Genomic DNA, 20,105 nt, shown 5'->3' with positions numbered 1-20,105 from the left:
CCATTTAAACAAGCTATGTTTAATTACAAGTAAAATAATCATCTAAATATAAAAATAAATGGAGGGGTATTAATGTGTAGAGTGTGCAGAAGCGGCTTGTTGTCAGCATTCCAAGCAAGCCAATTGAATATTCGGCTAGTGGGACCTTTTTTTTAACCGAGCAGGTGTAAGCGCTCCCATAATATGGTGGCAGCTACCTAGGTTATGTAAGCTAGAACAGCTTCAATTCGATTACATGTATACAGGAGGGCACAATGAAAAGATTATTATCCTTATTCCTTAGCATCAGTCTTGTTGTCGCGCTGGCCGTACCTGCTGCTCCGTCGCAAGCGGCTGTCATCACGAATGCGCAGCAGCTGGTGGATTTCCTCAAGACGAAGATGGATGCAGGCGGGGATGCGACCAAGATTAAGACGGCGGATAGCAACACAACCGCGCAGGTCAGCACCGCAGTGACGATCAACGAGCCATTCAACGTGCCAAGCGGCGTGAAGCTGCAGCTGTTCGTGAAGATGAACATGAACGATCAGATTACGGTACACGGCAAGCTGCAGGACAGCCGAGCGCTCGATTTCCGTAAGGACGGTGTCGTCGGTACGGGTACAGGCTCGGTCGTGCTGCATACGGGAAGTGCCTACTTCCAGCAAGGTACTGAGGTAGTCGGGGCGGCTGGCGTGCTGCAGCTCAGTCCAGACTCTAGCGTAACGTTACTGGCGAATAGCCATCTGCAGGTAAGCTCGGGAACGGTGACAGTGGCAACGTACAAGACGGTGACCGCTGATATGTTCAAGCAGATTACGGTTGCTCAAGGAGCGGCGCTACAGGTGAATGGAACGATCGCTGACGGCGTAACCGTAACATGGCCTACAGGCTCTGGCTCAGGTCAGCAGCCGACAGACAAGACCGCGCTCATTCAAGCGATTGCCGATGCGACAGCGAACAAGGATGCAGTCGTGGTCAGCGTAGACGGCTCGGATGTGCTGACCACCCAGAAGTGGGTGACGTCGACGGCGATGGATGCCTTCACGGCGGCGATCGGGTCGGCGACGACGGTGAAGGATGATGCAGCAGCGACAGCTACTCAAGTGTCGGATGCAGTGACTGCGCTTGCGGCGGCCGTGCAGACGTTCGATGCAGCGAAGCAGGACGGGACGAATGCCGGGGCGCCTGCGGAGGTCAAGACCGTGCAGGATCTTGCGGCCTTGTTGAAGTCGATCACGGTCAACGATACGCTGGTGAAGGTGAACGGGAATACGGCGGAGCTGTATGAGAATATCGTGATCACGAAGCCATTTGCCATCCCTAGCGGTGTGAAGCTGCAGAGCTTCGCTGATATGACGGTGAACGCGACGATTACGGTACAGGGCGTCGTGCAGGATAGCCGTACTCCAGATAAGCGTGGCGCAGGGCTTGCGGGTAACGGAACGGGTGCGGTCGTGTTCCATACGGGAAGCAGCTACTACCAGCAAGGTGTCGAGGTCGTAGGGGCTAACGGCACATTCAAGCTGGGTGCGGATTCTAGTGTTGAGGTGCTGGCGAATCATCATCTGCGCGTAGCAACGGGTACGGTCACTCTGGCCAAGGCGGTCACGACGGAAGTCATTAAGCGCATTACAGTCGCACCTGAGGCGGTGTTCAACGCAACGGCTTCGAATGTTGGAGCGGGAATCGATTATACGCCGGTTAGTGTTCATCTGACGAAGCTCAATGAGCTCATCAAGCTGGCTGAGGCGAATGTAGCTTCGACACTTGTGAGCGTGAACGGTGCAGAGCTGACCTCTGATCAGCTGTGGGTGACGGCTGCTGTACGCGATACGTTCGCACAAGCGATTCAGTCGGCTCTTGGTGTGAAGAATAGCAGCTCGGCTACTGAGGACAATTATAAGACAGCGGTTACGTCGCTTGAGGCGGCAGCGCAGACGTTCAATGATGCGAAGCAGCCGGGTCTCATTGTGGCGGGACAGATTACGACAGCCGACCAGCTGATGGAGGCGCTGAACGGATTCGGCAGCAGCACAGATCCAGTGGCGAAGCGATTGGCTGATGAGAAGGTAGGCGGAGTGACCCTCAACGTCGTTGAAGTATTCAAGCCTGTCACTGTCACGAAAAATATAACGGTACCTTCCAACGTTCGACTGAAGTTCACCGCTCAAATGACGGTGCATGCGGTCGTGACGGTAAAGGGACAGCTGCAGGATTTCCGCGATGAAGGCTTCATTATCGGTAATGGAATCGTCGGCTCCGCAGGTGTCGGCTCGGCGGTATTCGAGCCTGGCAGCGCGATGTACATCAAGGGCAAGGGCGAGACGATCGGCCAGACGGGCATGCTCAGAGTCGAGCCGGACTCCAGCGTGACGATGTACGCGAAGAACCGGATGGAGATTACGAAGGGCAAGGCAACGGTGCTGAAGCCGTTGATTACGTCGCTGACGACGGATCTGACCGTTCAATCGGGTGCTGAGCTGGCGGTGATCGGCTCGATTCCGAAGGAGATTGCGGTGCAGTCGAACGGTACATTCACCGATGCGAGCATTGTGAATACGGAAGCGAAGCTTGGTATTGTCGGCGTAGCAGCTGCTTCCTCGGATGACACGGCGCTGACTGCTGTCATTCAGGACGATCGCATCTCGATGACGGTCAAGTCGAAGGAGCAGAAGAAGGTATCGGTCACGGTGAAGGCGGCCGACGATCGGACAGCGACGATCGAGGTTGATCTGATGAACGGCGCGATCGTGGCGAAGGCCATTCTGAAGTACGGAGCGCTGTCTGCTGCAGAGCTGAAGGCGCTGATCCAGTCCAAGCTTACACAGCTCGAGGGCTTGATCGCTCAAGCCCAGGCACGTCAGCTCGATGCAGAGCGGGAGAAGGGCGCAGTCTGGTTCGCTAAGGAATTCGATAAGTATGCGGACTGGGATGCGAACAATGTAGACGTCAACAAGAAGATGTTCGCCGTTATTCCGACCTACAGCCCAGGCGGCAAGTCGCCGGAGGAGCTGGCACAGGAGCTGCCGGAATTCCAGCGTAAGGAAGTAATCGCGCTGCTCGACACGTCGATTGCCGAGCTGACAGCTGTGCTCGACGGTACTGTTGTACGCCGACCGGTGCGACTCGTCGATTGGGACGGCATCGAGCTGAAGGGTACGAACTTCTACAGCGAGGGCAAGCCGGTGTTCCTGCACGATTACTTCTCCAAGCCGCTCGATGTTCCGAAGAATGACCCGACGCTGTATAACGATTACCTCGGCAAGATCGATCTGCCAAGATCGATTAACCCTAGCTTTGTGATCGATGCGAACGGCACGCCGACGGCAGATAAATACGGCGATCTGCAGAATCGTCCGTCGAACAATATGGGCTACACCATTTTGTGGCACGATCCGGCTCCGGCTTGGGCAGTGAGCGCTAACGGAGATACGATGCGGGATGGCATTACGACCTTCACGAAGTATGACATTAATCATCCGGAAATTCGGTCGATCTGGAGCAATGTGCTGAAGCAGACGGGACCGATTACGACAGGCAAGCCTTATACAGAGCTCGGGTACTTGCTGGCGAATGAACCGCACTGGTTCCTGGAGAAGGGCCACTGGGCGACGCCGAAGAAGGCGAACGGTCAGGAGGGCATCTCGGATATTGCGCTGGGGCAGTTCGCGAAGTGGCTGGAGGCCCGTCACAAGACGCTCGATGCGATGAATACGCTGTGGGGCACGACGTATGCGAGCTTCGACGAAGCTTCGCGGAGTGTGATCCCGATGGATAAGAAGTACAAGGGAACGCCGATCGGCTACGACGTCAGCTTGTTCAATATGGAGCGGGGTACGGAGTGGCTGCGCTTCCTGCATGAGCAGGTGAAGGCGAACGATCCAGAGGCGAAGACGCATATTAAGATTATGCCGGACTTGTTCGTAGAGGATAACCGGACGCACGGCATCGACTTCGAGAAGCTGACCGAGATGGTCGACATGATTGGCGACGATGCGAAGACGCGCAAGGAGAACTTCAAGGCTACCGGACATCCGGAGGACTGGAACAAGAACTACTCGTACATGTGGAAGGAATTGGCAATGTCGTACGACTTCATGTCGTCGGTCAGCCCGAACAAGGCGCATGTCAACTCGGAGGTTCACTTCCTGTCGACGGTTGCTTACCGTGACTTGTACATGAAGCCGGAATATGTGCGCAATACGTACTGGCTCGCGACATTGCTCGGTATGGATGCAGGCTTCACCTGGTACTGGGGACGTAATCCGGACGGCTCCGTTGAGAACCGACTGATGACGACCTCGGTGCAAGGCTTGCTCGAGTCGTACCCAGGAACGGTCGCTCAGCAGCCTCGTGTGGCGAATGAGCTGAGCAAGACGATGATGGATCTGAATGCGTACTCGGAAGAAATCGTGAAATTCCAGGAGCAGCGCAAGCCCGTCCGCATCTTCTACTCGGAGACAGCGGCGATTAACGATACGCATTATATGGAAGATCAATTCGAGCTGTACGAGTCGCTGTTCTTCAACGGCGTGCCGGTCGGCTTCGTGACGGCGAGCATGCTCGAGAAGCAGCCGCACTCGAATTGGGACGTTGTGGTCATGCGCAAGACGGAGGAAGTGAAAGACGCCGAATTCGCAGCCGTGCAGTCGTACCTGAATGCAGGCGGAACAGTCATTACGGATAACGTCAGCCTGAAGCTGAATGAGTACAAGAAATCGCGTACCGCTGCGCTTGCAAGTGGAAGCGGCGTGCTGATGCAGCCGACGGATCCATCTGTTAGCAGCATGGCTGAGCAAGCGTTCAGCGTACTCGCACAGAAGGGCAGCTTGTCTCCAGTCGTCGTGAATGAGTCGAACGGGCTGAGTCAGCGTGGTGCAATGTGGCGTGTAGTGCCAGACGGTGCAGACCGCTATGTGATGACCGTAGTCAACATTGGCAAGAACGAGGCTTCGCTGAATATGGCGCTGGCGGACCAACGTGAGTTCACGGTGACGGATATGATGACAGGCCAGAGCCTCGGCTCGAGCTTGACGCTGAAGCCGGAGGGCGTGATGCTGCTGGAGCTCAAGGCAGTGCCGCAGCCGCAGAAGATTGCGGTGCAGAGCGTAACGGTCGATAAGAGTACGTTGAGCTTGACCGCGGGTCTGACGGGGCAGCTGACGGTGACTGTGCTGCCGGATACAGCTACGAATAAGTCTGTGACGTGGTCCGTGTACAGCGAGAGCGTCTCGGGAGTGGCGTCGGTATCGGCGAGCGGACTCGTAACGGCGAACAAGGCCGGAACGGCCAAGATTCGCGTGACTAGCGATGACAATCCGATGCTCTATGCGGAGACGACCGTTACTGTGACCGCGAACGCATCGGACCCAGTGACACCGGGCAATGGTGGCGGTGACGGCAGCGGAAGTGGCGGCGATGGTGATAACGATAAAGATAAGGACAAGGATAAGGATAAGGACAAGGATAAAGATAAAGATAAGGACAAGGATAAAGATAAAGACAAGGATAACAACAAAGACAAGGATAAAGATAAGAATACACAGCCGTCCCCACCAGTCAAAGTAACAGCCAGCACGACAAAGGATGGTGTCGCATCCTCGAAGATTGCATCCAGTATGCTGCAGAGCGCAATGAAGGAAGCGTCAGACAAGGTTGTACGTATTCAGCTGGAGGTGCCTGCAGCTGCCAAGGAAGTACAGCTGCAGCTCCCTGCTCTGAGCGTGCTTGCAGCAGGCGACAGCCAGGTGAAGAAGCTTGCTGTGGATACCGGCTTCGCTGTTGTCTCGATCCCGCCTGCCTTACTGCAGGCGGCGATCAGCTCGAAGTCAGAGAACGTAGACTTGACGGTGAAGAAGGTGTCCGTGGAGCTTGCGAGCGACAAGGCCAGAGCAACGGTGAAGGACAATCCGGTATTTGACTTCACCCTTGCTGTAGATGGTCAGACCATTAGCACCTTCGGCAACGGGCAGACGGTGGAGCTGCAGCTGCCTTACACGCTGAAGGCAGGCGACAAGGCCAAGCACATCGTCGGCTATTACATCACGGAGCAGGGCGAGCTGGAGGCTGTGAAGAACAGCCGCTATGACGAGAAGACAGGGAAGCTTGTGTTCGATGTGAAGCACTTCAGCTACTATACGGCGGCTAACGCGAGTGTCAGCTTCAAGGATCTTGCTTCGGTAGCTTGGGCACAGGAGAGCATCGAGGCACTGGCTGCGCGCGAGGTCGTTCAGGGCACCAGCGCTGACACGTTCATGCCTGAGGAGCAGGTGACGCGGGCACAATTCATTCAGATGCTGATGAATACGTATGAGCTGACAGGCGGTCATCCAGCTGCGTCCTTCAAGGATGCCGAGCAGGGTGCTTGGTACAGCGATGCGCTGAGCGCAGCTCAGGCGTTAGGCATCGTAACTGGCAAGGAGGACGGCAGCTTCGGTATTCAAGATACGATCACGAGACAAGATATGGCGGTCATGGTGCATCGTCTGCTTGAATCGCAGCAGATTACAATTGCGGCGGCTACGGAGTCCTCCTCCGCAGCCTTCAAGGACGAGAGTGGGATTGCCAGCTACGCAGCTGCCAGCGTGAAGGCGATGCAGGCGTCCGGCTTGCTTGAAGGACGCGAGGACGGCAGCTTCGGCCCGCAGGAGTCGGCGACTCGTGCGCAGGCTGCAGTGTTCATGTATCGCTTACTGGGGCTCTAGTAAGCGGAGTATAAGGAGAGGCAGGCTGGCGCATCATGACCATTATGGAACAGAATGGTGGGCTCCAGCCTGTTTTTTCTACAATCTAAATATATATTTACATTTGACATACAAATCTTGTCGGCGATATAGTGATGTCATGTACGAAATTCAAGGAGGCTTATCGCATGAAAATTACACAAGTACATGTACATGTGCTCAAAACTCCGCTGGACGAGCCGTTCTACTTCTCCCAAGGCTGGGTGCATCAGCGCTCTGCCGTACTCGTGGAGCTGGAGACAGACGAGGGTGTGACAGGCTGGGGCGAATGTCTGTGCCACGGACTGCAGCCGCCAGAGATCGCAGCGGCATTCATTCGGCATGCGTTCGCACCGATGCTGATCGGCCGCGATCCGTTCGATTCCGATGTGCTGTGGGAAGAGATGTATAACAAGACGCGCCCTTACGGTCAAGGCGGTGCAGCGGTCAATGCGATCAGCGGCGTCGATATTGCGTTATGGGACATTAAGGGCAAGAGCTGTGGACTGCCGGTCAGCAAGCTGCTCGGCGGCAACTACCGGACCGAGGTGATGCCGTATGCGACAGGCTTCTACCGTACGGCGAACGGGGTGTACCCGCAGGATGGCGTCGAGGAGGCGCTGCGTCATAAGGCGAACGGTCTGCGTGCGATGAAGCTGAAGATCGGCTTCGGGCTGGAGGAGGACCTTGCGCTTATTCGAGCGGTGCGCGAGGCGATCGGTCCGGACATTCGACTCATGGCTGATGCGAACGGCGCGTATAACGCGGCTCTGGCGAGACGCTTGATGATCGAGAGCCGGGATGCGAAGCTGTATTTCCTCGAGGAGCTGCTGGCGCCGGAGGACATCGAGGGTTACTTGGCGATTCGTCATCTGACGGAGACCTATATTGCTTCAGGGGAAAATCTGTTCGGCAAGACCGGCTACCGGAGCTGGATCGCTCAAGGTGCGCTGGACATTGTGCAGCCGGACCTGTGCTCGTCTGGCGGCTTCACGGAGTGCAAGAAGATCGCGACGCTCGCCCAGGCGTGGAACACGATGATGATTCCGCACGTATGGGGCTCTGGCGTCGGTCTTGCGGCGTCGCTGCAGTTCATCGCGACGCTCGCGCCTGCGCCGCTGGCGCTGTATCCGGAGGAGCCGATGCTGGAGTATGACCAGTCGTCCCATCCGTTCCGGGCGGCCTTGATTCAGCATGCGATCACGATGAAGGACGGCATGGTTGCCATTCCACAGGGACCGGGGATCGGTGTCGAGGTGGACCGCAGTGTCATTGCAGCGTATGGCGTAAGTATGTAGCTGTGAAGGAAGGAAGCCGCTTGTCGAGTAGTGTCGAGCAAGCGAGCTTCTTTATGCACCAATTTGTAAGCGATTGCACACAAGAGCGACAACGATGAAATAACATACATATTTTTCTTGACTTTCAATAAACTGTGAAATATTATGAAAGCGTAACACATTTTAAATATAAAACGGAGGTGCATGAATGGGAAAGAAACAAAAGCTTGCTCATCTGACACTATGCGTCGGACTGGCCCTAAGCTTGGCTGCTGCGGATGGAGCATCGATCGCGCTGGCTGCTGAGACACCGAAGCAGGAGGCTACAAGGAAGCTGGGTGAGCTGAATGCATTAATTACACAGGCGAAAGGAAGTGGACATGATACGACAAGAGAGGAAAGCGCAGCCTGGATGGCGAGCGAGTTCCTGAAGTATGCAGACTGGGATGCGGCGAATGTAACGAAGAACAAGGTGCAATTCGAGCGTGTCCAGAAGTATCAGGCCACTGCGCAGCAGCTGGCGAACGATCTGCCGAACTTCGAGCGGAGAGAAGTGATCCAGATGCTCGATACCGCGAAGTCGGAGCTGACGCAAGTCATCAACGGTACGGTGACGCGACGCGCAGTTCCGAAGGTGAACTGGTCGAACATTACGGTACAGAACGATCAATTTATGTCGAACGGCAAGCCGGTCTTCCTCTACGATTACTTCTCCAAGCCGCTTCACATTCCGACCTCTGACCCGACGCTGTACAACGATCACCTGGGCAATGTCGACCATCCGAAGGCGATCAGTCCGATCTTCGCACTCGACGAAGCGGGGACGATTGACCAGACGAAGATGGCCGACCTGCAGAACCGCCCGACGAATTCAGCTGGTTATATGATGCTGTGGCACGACCCGCTGCCGCAATGGGCAGCGACCAAGTACGGCCCGGAGATCTTGAAGGGGCAGAGCTTCTTCACCAAGTACGATATTGACCACCCGCAGGTTAGAGAGATCTGGAAGGACGTCCTCAAGGGAACGATCCCGACCACCGCAGGCAAAAACTACACGAAGCTCGGCTACATTCTCGCCAATGAGCCGCATTGGTTCACGGCCAAGGGTCATTGGGCAGCGATTGCGAACGTATCGACGTACACGATGAGCAAATTCAGAACGTGGCTCGAGACGAAGCACGGCACGATTGCCAAGCTGAACTCGCTGTGGGGAACGAGCTACACCGGCTTCAACCAAGTGAATCTGGCGATTCCACTGGATACGTCGTACAAGAATACCCCGATCTGGTATGACTGGTCGCGCTTCAATATGGACCGTGGCACCGAGTGGCTGACGTTCCTGCATGATGAGATTAAGAAGTACGACCCGGCGGCCCGGACGCATCTGAAGATTATGCCGGACCTGTTCGTCGAGAGTGCGCGCGATCACGGTATCGACTTCGAGGCATTGACCGAGATGACCGAGATCATCGGTGACGATGCGAAGATTCGCAAGCGCAATATGAACAGCTCAGGACCGGAGAGCTGGGAGTCGAAGTACGCGTATTATTGGGAAGAGATGGCTGTGACGTATGACTTCATGGATTCGGTCAGCCCGAATAAGCCTCACATCAACTCTGAGGTGCATCTGCTCTCCACGACGCAGTATCGGGATCTGTACATGAAGCCGGAATATGTGCGCTCGACGTATTGGCAGACGACGCTCCACGGCATGAACGCGGGACTGACTTGGTTCTGGGGACGTAATGCAGATGGCGCCATTGAGGACCGACTTCAGAACGCAACAGGCGGACTTGGCGAATCGTACGCAGCGTCCGTCGCCCAGCAGCCTCGCGTGGCGCATGAGCTGACGAAGACGATGATGGACCTGAACGCCTTCTCGAATGAAATTGTGAAGTTCCAGCGGGAGCGCAAGCCGGTTCGCTTGTTCTACTCCGAGGCAGCCGCAATCAACGATTCGAACTACATGCACGATCAGTTCGATCTGTACGAATCGATGTACTTCAGCGGTGTGCCGCTCGGCTTCGCAACGAAGAATATCATCTTCAAGCAGCCGAACTCAGACTGGGATGTAATCGTCGTCCGCAAGACGGAGGAAGTGACGGAGGCAGAATTCAACGCGCTGCAGATCTACTTGAACAACGGCGGCACCGTCATCATCGATGATGTAAGCTTGAAGCTCAATGAGTACAAGCAGCCTCGCGCGAAGACGCTCACCGCAGGAACAGGTAAGCTAATTAAGCTGACGAACAACGCGGTGACCAACATGTCCTCCAGAGTAACGACGGAGCTGTCGGCCAAAGGCCAGCTGCCGCCGGTTGTGCTGACCGAGACTAACGGTCTGTCGTCCAAGGGTGCCTTCTGGCGCGTCGTACCGAACGGTACGAACACCTACTTGATGACGATTGTCAATATTGGCAAGAATACTTCAAATATTAGCCTCAAGATGGCGAACAACCAGAACGTCACGGTGAAGAACATGCTGACTGGCAAGAGCATGGGCGCAAGCTTCAGCCTAGGCTCGGAGGGCGTTCTGCTGCTGGAGGTTAAGCCTAAGCCTTAAGGGGTAGGCGGGTGAAGGAAGAAGTAGCTATAGGCGTATGATAGGAGCCGAGCTCACCGATAGGGTGGGCTCGGCTTTATTGTCGAAGATAGACTGCTCAGGAAAGTGCAACGTCATCTACATGTGATCCCAATATAGCAGAGCTGCAAAGAAGAGGATTCCGAAGATACAGACCAGTGCGTACAAGCTTAGAATGAGAATTATGATCCACTTCGCTCCGGTTTTACCGATGTTGGATAAACGGATACTCAATATCATTCTCCTCCTGCTCGGATGTATGGACAGAGCTTACCACGTCATGCATTGAAATCGTTATCCAGGCTCGTGTGGTCAACCGATCAATCCTATACCATATAATATGGTATTAATAACCAAATGTAAAATGAAGAGAGGTTGGAGAAAAATGAGCTTATTCAAGGTCATATCAGGTATCGTGCTGTCGACCATGGTGCTGACGACTACTACAGGAGTAGGGGCTGATTCATCGAGTCAAGTGATGCAAGAGGGACACGATGTTTCCGTAACCTTGGACGGCAGGACAACGTACTATACGAGTGCCAAGTTCATAAGAAAGCCAGCTGCAACCGCGCTGGCTTTTCCCATTATTTTAGGTTAATTTCAACTGCTTCAGTAAGATGATCGTTTGCGAAACGCCAAATCATTTCTGCACGTTTCCCTTTTTCGACTGCCGAAATATCGGCCTTTTCTTTTTTATCACCCGATTGTTTGTAAATGGAGGTGTTGTTCGTTATTGAAAACGTGCCGTTCGCAGCTTCGCTTTTGTTCGACTCAGATTCCTGTTGCATGTCTGTTAGTCTAACGATATATTCGGACTTAACACCCTCAACTATTCCTCCCGTTTTTTCCACTGCATCAATAATTCCACTTGCCTTGTATGTTGCTATATGTTGTTCTGAATTACTGCACCCTGCGACCAAGATAAGTGCTAGGACGACGAAGGTCATAAACAATAGAGACTTTCTCACTCGACCTCAACTCCTTTGGATCTATTATGTGATTTGGTAAGACAACCGCGAGGCATAACCTCTGACTGATGTAGAGGATTATAGGGACCACAGAGAAGTTGGTATGAAATTGTAACGTAATGCACGTTACCTACAGCGATGAACGTTGAAGCTGGTCAAAAAAGTATGCCGTCCGTCTCATCATTTCTGACGAAAGTTGTTTAGAGCTGCTCCACTGTTTGGGAGACTGCCCATACATGCGTTTGAACTCACGGCTGAATTGAGAGGAGCTCACATAGCCTACTTCCATGGCTGCTTCGTTCACATTCATCCCTCCAGCCATCTTCATAGCGGCGTTGTTAAGTCGCATAGATTTGACAAACTGGATAGGTGACATCGTTGTAGCCTGCTTGAATTTGCGGTGGAACACGGCCCGACTCATCCCGACTTGTGCGGCCATATCTTCGACGGTGAACGTCTTGTCTAAGTGAGAGGACAGATACGCAATAGAGCGGGAGATTTCATTACCGACTCCGAATGCACGCAGGGCAGATTCGCCAGCATCTCCTTTCATAACGGTGTAGTATAGCTCTCGAAGCCTGCAGTCACCAAGTACCGCTGTATCGGTGGGGCTATCTCCTAATTGTAGTAAGCGCAATAGCGCTTCAGTGAATGCATCATCCCAATGGGCAAGTGCCAATCCTTGTGGTAGAGAATCATTTTTAGGCTTTCCGATTGCACCAGTGGCAGTTTCCATCCTTATTGCTAGCTCGGTCATCACTTTAGTATCCAGGGAGATATAGACGCCTAGGAGAGGATTGTCCGGAGAAGCTGCGGGGGTACCTGCTTCCACAGGCATCGACATCGTGCAACACATATATTGACTACTGTCATATACATAGGACGTGCCATCCAATATAGCCTCCTTAGAGCCGCTTACGATCGCCACAACCGTAGGTCTATACACCGCTGGGGCACAGCGAAGCGAACTGCTAACTCGGAACAGTTGCACCCCCTTGATACCCGTTTCCATCATGCCATCTTCCGTAATTCTGTTTTCAATAAGTTGTTTTATTAGTTGTTTATTCATGTAGCAAGTGTAGCACGTTTTAGCACCCGATGTAACATTAATGATACGATTAGGCAAGTTTTTACGATGATTACGCCTGTTTATACTGATGGATGAGATTTATAATTGCATTAGACGGAATGTAAGGTTGATACTTTAACGACATATAGATAAGGAGCTTCAATCATGGGGAATCATATAAGGGGTAATAAGCAAAGGTTTGGAGCTAAAGGATGGACACCGGAGCGACTCGGTTCATTGGCAGGTAAAACGTATGTGATCACTGGTGCTTCAAGTGGTACGGGATTAGAGGCAACACGGATCTTCCTATCCAAAGGTGCAAAAGTAGTCATGTTGAACCGAAATGCTAATAAGTCGAAGGACACCATCTCGTCTCTTAAACGAGAATTTGGCAGTCATGCTGACGTGACTTTTATACAAATGGACTTGGCAGTTCTTCCTTCTGTACGGGAAGCAGCTGCGGAGGTGATGGAGAAGGTCCCTCGCATCGACGCTCTGGTCTGCAATGCCGCTATTGCTCAGGTGGCTCAACAGGAGATCACAGTCGATGGTTTTGAAAGCCAGCTTGGTGTTAACCACTTGGCTCACTTCCTCCTGTGTGGATTACTTTTTGAACGAATGGAAGAATCAAGAGGACGCATTGTTGTCGTTGGTAGTAATGGATATAAGATGGGGGATCAGAGAATTCGGTTCGAAGACCTTAATTTCGATAAGAACTACTCTCCTTGGTCGTCCTATGCTCAGAGCAAGCTGGCGCAGATGATGTTTGCCTATGAGCTACAACGTCGCATCAAGGCTGTGGGTAAGAGCGTTCAGGTACTGGTATGTCATCCTGGAGCGTCACGAACCAATTTATTACAGGATACAGCGAATACGTTTCAGAAGACTCTCTGGTCCGTATTATCTATCTTCGCACAATCGGCTGAGAAAGGAGCTTGGCCTGAAGTCATGTGTGCGACTGAAGAAGGACTGGAGGATGCCAAGTATTACGGCCCTACAACATTTGAGATGGTGGGTCCCGTCGGTGAATGTACGTTAGAGGCATTTGCCCTGAACAAGGAAATGGCAGACAAGTTATGGACGCTCTCTGAGCAGAAGACTTCTCTAAGTTGGAAGCTATAAATTAGAATGTATACGCAGCGATGAAAACCTTGTAAGCTGGAGCACACTCCATGCTTACAAGGTATTTTCGTATTTACGAGGAGGTTGGGTATCTTGCGTCACGTTCTTCCATTAGTTGTCGAGTTACTTGATGAATTCAGCGGCTGGCTTTCCTTTTTCTATTTTTTGCTCCTTGATAATCCATGCACGTTCATGATCTGCCACAAATGTAGTGATGACTGAAGCTCCGTCCACTTTCTTTTGCACCGTAATTGCTTCTTTCTCGTTGGTATTCAAGTATATGAAAGGTGCAACATCACCTTGCTGACTTTGGTTCCGAATCACATGCTCCTTGATCGCAAGTCGCAACGAGTTCATGTTCGCATCGTTATGAACACCGATATCTGCGTACGACCCCAGTTCTTTATAAGAGGATAGTTGGACACCATGAAGACCTTCGGCTTCTAGTATGATTTCTTTTTTGCGGTTTTCGAGTTTAGTTGTAAGATCATGGACCAATGCGTGTTCCTCAACGCTGGATGGTACCTGGAACGGTTTAATTGCTTGAGAAGCATAAGCCGCAGATACTCCAACCGCACATGCGACCGCTGTCACAGCATACACAATCATTTTTTTCATACGTGCACCTCCGAATAGCATAGCAAATAGTGAAATGAAACTCCCCACAAAGTCTGTCTGTCAAAGAAGATTCTTGTGAAGTATTTGAATCTCTCCTTTCATATTTGTTAATATATTTTCATAATAACGTGAATCCGTGACAGCCCGCTCGTGACTGTAGGGAAATGGTAAAAGCATCAAGGTAATGAGCATTTCAATTGAACTTCCTCGCGTGGACAAAAAAAGCACATGTTGAAACACGCCTACGCGTGAAGGCGTATACACCCCTATTAAACATTGAGTCTCAAGTGGTTAGGATGGTGAGATACACACGTCGCAACGTTTGAAACCAAGGACTGTGCGTTCCAAATGCGAATTTGACTTGCCTAGCATGTCTTACGAGTCGTGAAGCATGGTAGATCATATTCTGAATGACCGTGCGAATCCGTCTGCGGCCAACATTGTTTCGAATCGGAGAGTCGGGAATCTGCAGACTGAGTTGCCCCATCAAGCGAAGCATATTGTATGCGAACACGCCCGCATGCAATATGAGATTGTTGGTTGCAAACTTGCCAGCGGGCAAGCGTTCCAGATCAAGGTCTGTCTTGATCTCACTGTGGTACTGTTCACTGGTGCCGTGATCGCGATACAGTTCAATGACCCGCCAAGCCGAGCAACGCAAGGAAGTCCAGTACACCTCGACCTCGATCTCAGGAACGAGGAAGATTTGACCTTCACGGCTTATGGTTCGTTCGATGACACGAAACACTTGACGCAGCGGCTCGTCAAATCCTTGTTCACGAATGAGCATCGACCCGATGTATACCTTCTTTCCTTCGCGTTCTTCGCAGCATATGCCCAGATCTTGTGCGAACAAGAGCCACGTCTCCTTTGGATCTCTTCGCAGATTTTTCTTGATGATGTAATCGGCACGAGTTTCTTGAGTGTGACAGACCTTCAGATTCGCCAAGCAGTCGTTGCCTGCATCCATTCGAACAAGGAGCGGACGGTCTGTGACTCGGCGTGCATATTGAATGCTGGCCTTCAAAAATTCATCCGTGTTCTTCTGGCAATGCACGCTGCCCTCACGCAGTTCCACATGGACGCCGTAGCCCTCTTTGCCCAAGTAAGAGAAGATCGGAGCAAAACCATCATGGCCTTTGTAGGTGCGAGATACGCCTTCTTTTTCGTGCGGGAGTTGTCAAAGGGAGACACATCGATATCGAGCGGCAACAACGTAGTCCGTTCCTTCTCGCCCAGGACAAGAAGATCAACACCCGTAAGCGGGGCGGCCACTCGGCGTAACAGGTCCGCCGACTCTTCCAGCACAATATCTTTCCATATCGACGAACCCGCCATATCTAAGCGCTGGCGCAAGGTTGGACTAGATGGAACATCGCGAATGTCAAGACTGATGCTGAACGCATCGTCTTGCCGGAATGGCTCAATATGATCAAAGTCGCTCTTGCCTTGGCAGAGCAGACCCAAGTAGCTTTTCATCACATCAGCATTCGAGATATCTGGATTCGGGTTCTCGGGCAATACCGTTTTATTCAAACGTGCACCGAGATTAGTCTTTGCTAGCAAAGCTCCAATAGCGGTTAACCCGGTATGTGTGGTTAAGTACTCATTAGATTGGACGAATTCGAACTTCAAGCCAATCACCCCATTGGTGAAAGTATTGGATCGTTATAATCCTTTAATTTCGACACAAAATCTTGGATTCCCTCTATTTTTCTCTTGTTTTCATATTCTTTTATCACGGATTCACGAATAACATATTCATACAGTTGCTGGAAATTTAAGATTGAGTAGCTCTATAACCTGTTCCAGGAGTTAACCACACATGAATTTATATAAAATGATAACCACCATCTTCATGGTAGCCGTAGGTAGCTATGCTGTGTATGGAATCATAACCATATATTTGGACACAGACAAGGTTTTGTGGAGTGGGTTGTTTGGATTGCTGTTTATTTCAAGATACTTGCTGAAAAGGAATCTGGACGTCGGATTCACTTCGATCTCACAAGAGGTTGAATCGATGTCTTCAAAGCATAGGTTGTTTTATTACTTCCATGGTGCATGCTCCTTTATCACCTATTGCGCATCCTTCATGATCCTCTTTATGGAGTTAGCGTTCAAACCAGTGAGCTTGTTGTTTGCAGTTATCGCTTGTTTTACGATTTTCTGCGATGTTACGCTGTGGTCTTGGAGAAAGAAAGGAAATCGTGAACGCTTCCGAGATGACCGGATATGACAAGGATGGACGTACTTCGTGGCGTGAAGTTGAGATGAAGTAAAAAGAATATCTAGTAGCAAAAGCTTACCATGTGTGATTCCTAGAATCGCATACGGTAAGCTTTATTTGGTATGAAAACCTGTCCGACGGAAGTTATTTATATATAAATATATAGTCAAAATATAAATCCAAGACTTGACATTTGAAAGCGCTTCACCTAATATCTAAGTATATAATATAATTTTACAAATAAATTATGAAGTAACTGCGCTAACTATCACTGCTCTAAGAAAGGATGATGGCATCATGGGAGCGGGAGGAAGGTCAGGCTGGAAGGGCGATATGATCGGCTATTCGTTCATAGCGCCTGCGGTCGTCGGATTCGTCATGTTCATGGCGTATCCGCTGGTGAATTCGCTGTACTTAAGCTTCATGGATTGGAACATGTTCCGTGGTGCGGAGGGCTCCACCTTCATCGGGCTCGATAATTACAGGGAAGCGTTCGAGAACGAATATTTCCGCGTCGGCTTCGTCAACAACATCGTGCTGGCGGCGATGGGTGTGCCGATCTTGATCGTGCTGTCGCTCATTCTGGCAACGCTGCTGAATACGCGCATCTATGGCCGCGGCATTATGCGGGCGATGTATTTCGTCCCGTACATTACGACGATCACGGCGGCTGCGCTCGTGTTCTCGGCGCTGTTCCATCCGGAGTATGGCCCGATTAACTCGTTCCTGCGTTCGGCGGGTGTCGAGGAGCTGCCTGGCTGGGCGACGAGTGTGCGCTGGGCGTTGCCGACGATTGCGCTGTTCTGGATCTGGAAGCACATCGGCTACTGCATCGTCATCTACTTGGCGGGCCTGCAGGGCATTCCGCGCGATTATTACGAGGCGGCCTCTATTGACGGTGCCGGGAAGCTGCAGCAGTTCATGAGCGTGACCGTGCCGCTGCTGTCGCCGACGACGTTCTTCCTGGTCGTGACGTCGGTCATCTCCTCGTTCCAAATATTCGCAGAGGTGCAGGTGATGACGCAAGGCGGTCCGGGTACGGCTTCGGTCACGATGGTGTACCACATCTATGATACGGCGTTCAAGCAGTACAACATGGGCTATGCGTCGGCCGTGTCGTGGATATTCTTCGTGCTCGTCGTGCTGGTGACGCTGGTGCAGTGGACGCTGCAGAAGCGATGGGTCAAGTACACGTAGAGAGGAGGCGAAGTGGAATGAGACAGGCTAGAGAGCTCGGGATGAGCGTCGGGCTGACGGTGCTGCTGGCCGCTGTCGGGGTGTTCATGGTGTTCCCGATTGCGTGGATGCTGTCGGCATCGGTGAAGTACGAGAGCGACGTGTTCAAGATGCCGATCGATTGGATTCCGGCCAACGCGCATCTCAGCAATTTTACAACTGCGATACAAGAATTTCCGTTCATGAACTGGTACTTCAATACAGCGCTCTTGACCGTCTATGTCGTGTTCTTCGTGCTGTTCGTCAGCTCGGCCGCGGGCTACGCCTTTGCGAAGCTGGAGTTCAAGGGAAGGAACCTGATCTTCCTCTTGTTCATCTCTACGATGATGATTCCGGTCGAGGTGCGTATCATTCCGCAGTTCATGATCTTCAAGTCGCTCGGGCTGCTGAACGATGTGATTAGCGTGGCGCTGCCGTGGATGTTCAATGCGTTCTCAATCTTCCTGATGCGGCAGTTCTTCATGTCAATCCCGAACGATCTGCTGCAAGCGGCGCGGATAGATGGGTGCAACGAATACAAGATCTTCTTCCGTATCGTGCTGCCGTTGTCGCGCTCGCAGCTGACGGCGCTGTTCATTCTCTCCTTCACCTGGGGCTGGAATGAATATTTAGGTCCGATGATTTATATTAACGACCTGACGAAGCAGGTGCTCAGCGTCGGCATTGCGAGCTTCAAGGGTGAATATTCGTCCAACTTCGGCGTGCAGATGGCCGGGGCGACGATGGCGCTGCTGCCGATCATCGCCGTTTATTTGGCGGCTCAGAAGCATTTTATCGAGGGAGTGGCGTTGTCGGGTGTGAAGGGGTAAGCAAGGTACTTGCAAGTGCAAGGTGATAAGCATGCTATGAAGCGGCTCACCGCTGCTTGATACATATCCATTCGAGGGGGAACTACCTATGAAGAAGCTGATGTCTGCCGTGCTGGCTGCAGCACTCGTGTTCTCGGCAAGCGCTTGTGCGCCAGAGGCGAAGGAGAAGGGGAACGACGCAGGGGCCAAGGAGCAGCAGAAGAAGATGGTCATTCATCTGAACGGCATCGATGAGGATATTAAGATGCAGAAGGCGATGAAGGAGATTCAGACGCTGGAGAAGTACAAGAACGTCAAGTTCGATTTCCACGGACGTGAGGCGGACTTCATGACGGCGGTGCCGATCGCGATTGCCGGTGGGAATCAGGTCGACATTATCGTTGTGGCGAATCCGATGATTCAGCAGCAATGGGCGGATGCCGGGACGATCGTACCGCTGGATGACATCGCGAAGTCGATTGGCGTTGACTTCAATAAGGAGTATGGTCCGTATGTCGCGAACGCCTCGAATAATGGTAAGCTGTACACGGTGCCGCACAACATTACGAGATGGGCACTCTATTACAATAAGGCGATCTTCGACAAGGCCGGCGTGGCGTACCCGGACCCGAAGGTGCCCATGACGTGGGATCAATATCGGGAGACAGCGAAGAAGCTGACGAGCGGCAGCGGCGCATCGAAGGTCTATGGCGCATTCTACTTGCCGTGGGGCACGTTCTGGTACGGTGACGCGATCATGGAGCTTGGCGGCGGCGAGCACTTCTACAACGATAAGAAGCTGTCGAACATCGAGCATCCGGCCTTCGCACGCTCGATGGAGCGGGTGTTCCATATGATGCATACGGACGGCAGCATGCCTTCTCATGCGAATACAGTAACAGCGAAGACCGACCCACCCGCCTTCATGAACGGCAAGTACGGCATGGATATTCAGGGCGGTTGGGTGCTCCCGTGGGCAGCAGACAAGACGAAGTTCCCTCGTGATTGGAAGATCGGCGTCGCTCCGCTTCCAGTCGACAGCGGCAGCAAGATGAAGACGTGGGGCATCGTGAACGGCTTCGGCATCTCGCCAACGTCCGCAGATCCGAAGCTGGCGCTCGACATCGCGGTGGAGCTGAGCAGACTGTCGGCCAAGTATGCCGACTCGTCCGAGTCCGCGAACCGTACGGTGGAGCAGAAGGAGCTGTTCGATGTCTATAACAAGGCGCTCGCCGAGGATGGCATTACGTCGGAGCAGCTGAAGCACATCTTCGCGAGCCCAGATACGATCTTCGTGGGGGAGAAGATTATGGGACCGAACAACGTGAAGTATGAGAAGGTGGTCACCGAGGAAGTCGAGAAGTACCTCGTCAAGGAGCAGGACCTCGCGAAGACGATCGCGAACATCAAGGAGCGCGGCGACAAGACGATTCAGTCGAAGTAAGAGGAATGGTTCAGCTAAGCTAAAAATAGGCCATGGAGCGGAAATCCAGCTCCATGGCCTGCTTCGCG

General features: G+C 52.4%; 10 protein-coding genes and 1 pseudogene. 7 read left to right on the top strand and 4 right to left on the bottom strand.

Annotated elements, in window-relative coordinates:
• The first annotated feature begins 254 nt into the window (after nucleotides 1-254).
• The 3 genes from PAE68_RS22250 to PAE68_RS22240 all read left to right on the top strand — a co-directional run bounded on the left by PAE68_RS22250 (nucleotide 255) and on the right by PAE68_RS22240 (nucleotide 10,544).
• Entirely contained in the window at nucleotides 255-6,686 is a 6,432-nt protein-coding gene (locus PAE68_RS22250) for an S-layer homology domain-containing protein (protein ID WP_281890651.1), read from the top strand.
• Nucleotides 6,687-6,853: 167 nt separating this feature from the next.
• Nucleotides 6,854-8,002, top strand: coding sequence for a mandelate racemase/muconate lactonizing enzyme family protein (locus tag PAE68_RS22245; protein ID WP_281890649.1), 1,149 nt, complete (start codon nucleotides 6,854-6,856; stop codon nucleotides 8,000-8,002).
• 187 nt (nucleotides 8,003-8,189) lie between these two features.
• Nucleotides 8,190-10,544 (top strand): beta-galactosidase, encoded by a 2,355-nt coding sequence (locus PAE68_RS22240; protein ID WP_281890647.1) that lies wholly within the window; start codon nucleotides 8,190-8,192, stop codon nucleotides 10,542-10,544.
• 602 nt (nucleotides 10,545-11,146) lie between these two features.
• Here PAE68_RS22240 and PAE68_RS22235 read toward each other — a convergent pair.
• Both PAE68_RS22235 and PAE68_RS22230 read right to left on the bottom strand, forming a co-directional pair.
• Complete coding sequence (locus tag PAE68_RS22235; RefSeq protein ID WP_281890645.1) at nucleotides 11,147-11,530, bottom strand: hypothetical protein; 384 nt, start codon at nucleotides 11,528-11,530, stop codon at nucleotides 11,147-11,149.
• Nucleotides 11,531-11,660: 130 nt separating this feature from the next.
• On the bottom strand, nucleotides 11,661-12,599 hold the full coding sequence (locus PAE68_RS22230; RefSeq protein ID WP_281890643.1) for an AraC family transcriptional regulator: 939 nt from the start codon (nucleotides 12,597-12,599) through the stop codon (nucleotides 11,661-11,663).
• Nucleotides 12,600-12,764: 165 nt separating this feature from the next.
• Between PAE68_RS22230 and PAE68_RS22225 the strand changes: the two genes are divergently transcribed.
• Entirely contained in the window at nucleotides 12,765-13,721 is a 957-nt protein-coding gene (locus PAE68_RS22225) for an SDR family oxidoreductase (RefSeq protein ID WP_281890640.1), read from the top strand.
• A 123-nt stretch (nucleotides 13,722-13,844) separates the two neighbouring features.
• Here PAE68_RS22225 and PAE68_RS22220 read toward each other — a convergent pair whose 3' ends face one another.
• Nucleotides 13,845-14,339: a hypothetical protein gene (locus PAE68_RS22220; protein WP_281890638.1), complete on the bottom strand. Its 495-nt coding sequence runs from the start codon at nucleotides 14,337-14,339 to the stop codon at nucleotides 13,845-13,847.
• A gap of 283 nt (nucleotides 14,340-14,622) precedes the next feature.
• Nucleotides 14,623-15,974 (bottom strand): annotated as a pseudogene (locus tag PAE68_RS22215) (IS1380 family transposase).
• Nucleotides 15,975-16,866: 892 nt separating this feature from the next.
• Here PAE68_RS22215 and PAE68_RS22210 point away from each other — a divergent pair.
• The 3 genes from PAE68_RS22210 (at nucleotide 16,867) to PAE68_RS22200 (ending at nucleotide 20,037) form a co-directional block, all read left to right on the top strand.
• Entirely contained in the window at nucleotides 16,867-17,766 is a 900-nt protein-coding gene (locus tag PAE68_RS22210) for a carbohydrate ABC transporter permease (RefSeq protein WP_281890636.1), read from the top strand.
• Nucleotides 17,767-17,783: 17 nt separating this feature from the next.
• Complete coding sequence (locus tag PAE68_RS22205) at nucleotides 17,784-18,614, top strand: carbohydrate ABC transporter permease (protein WP_281890634.1); 831 nt, start codon at nucleotides 17,784-17,786, stop codon at nucleotides 18,612-18,614.
• 88 nt (nucleotides 18,615-18,702) lie between these two features.
• A complete protein-coding gene (locus PAE68_RS22200; protein ID WP_281890632.1) occupies nucleotides 18,703-20,037 on the top strand; it encodes an extracellular solute-binding protein in 1,335 nt (444 codons plus the stop codon).
• Nucleotides 20,038-20,105: the final 68 nt, after the last annotated feature.

It is taken from the genome of Paenibacillus sp. YYML68 (assembly GCF_027923405.1).
GTDB lineage: Bacteria > Bacillota > Bacilli > Paenibacillales > NBRC-103111 > Paenibacillus_G.
The sequence above is the reverse complement of the archived record's forward strand: the minus strand, read 5'-3'. Positions and strand labels throughout refer to the sequence as shown.

Excerpts from the sequence above, each read along its gene's own strand:
- PAE68_RS22210 (WP_281890636.1), top strand. The coding sequence starts at position 16,867 with ATGGGAGCGGGAGGAAGGTCAGGCTGGAAGGGCGATATGATCGGCTAT.
- PAE68_RS22230 (WP_281890643.1), bottom strand. The coding sequence starts at position 12,599 with ATGAATAAACAACTAATAAAACAACTTATTGAAAACAGAATTACGGAA.
- PAE68_RS22250 (WP_281890651.1), top strand. The coding sequence starts at position 255 with ATGAAAAGATTATTATCCTTATTCCTTAGCATCAGTCTTGTTGTCGCG.
- PAE68_RS22200 (WP_281890632.1), top strand. The coding sequence starts at position 18,703 with ATGAAGAAGCTGATGTCTGCCGTGCTGGCTGCAGCACTCGTGTTCTCG.
- PAE68_RS22240 (WP_281890647.1), top strand. The coding sequence starts at position 8,190 with ATGGGAAAGAAACAAAAGCTTGCTCATCTGACACTATGCGTCGGACTG.
- PAE68_RS22205 (WP_281890634.1), top strand. The coding sequence starts at position 17,784 with ATGAGACAGGCTAGAGAGCTCGGGATGAGCGTCGGGCTGACGGTGCTG.
- PAE68_RS22245 (WP_281890649.1), top strand. The coding sequence starts at position 6,854 with ATGAAAATTACACAAGTACATGTACATGTGCTCAAAACTCCGCTGGAC.
- PAE68_RS22220 (WP_281890638.1), bottom strand. The coding sequence starts at position 14,339 with ATGAAAAAAATGATTGTGTATGCTGTGACAGCGGTCGCATGTGCGGTT.
- PAE68_RS22225 (WP_281890640.1), top strand. The coding sequence starts at position 12,765 with ATGGGGAATCATATAAGGGGTAATAAGCAAAGGTTTGGAGCTAAAGGA.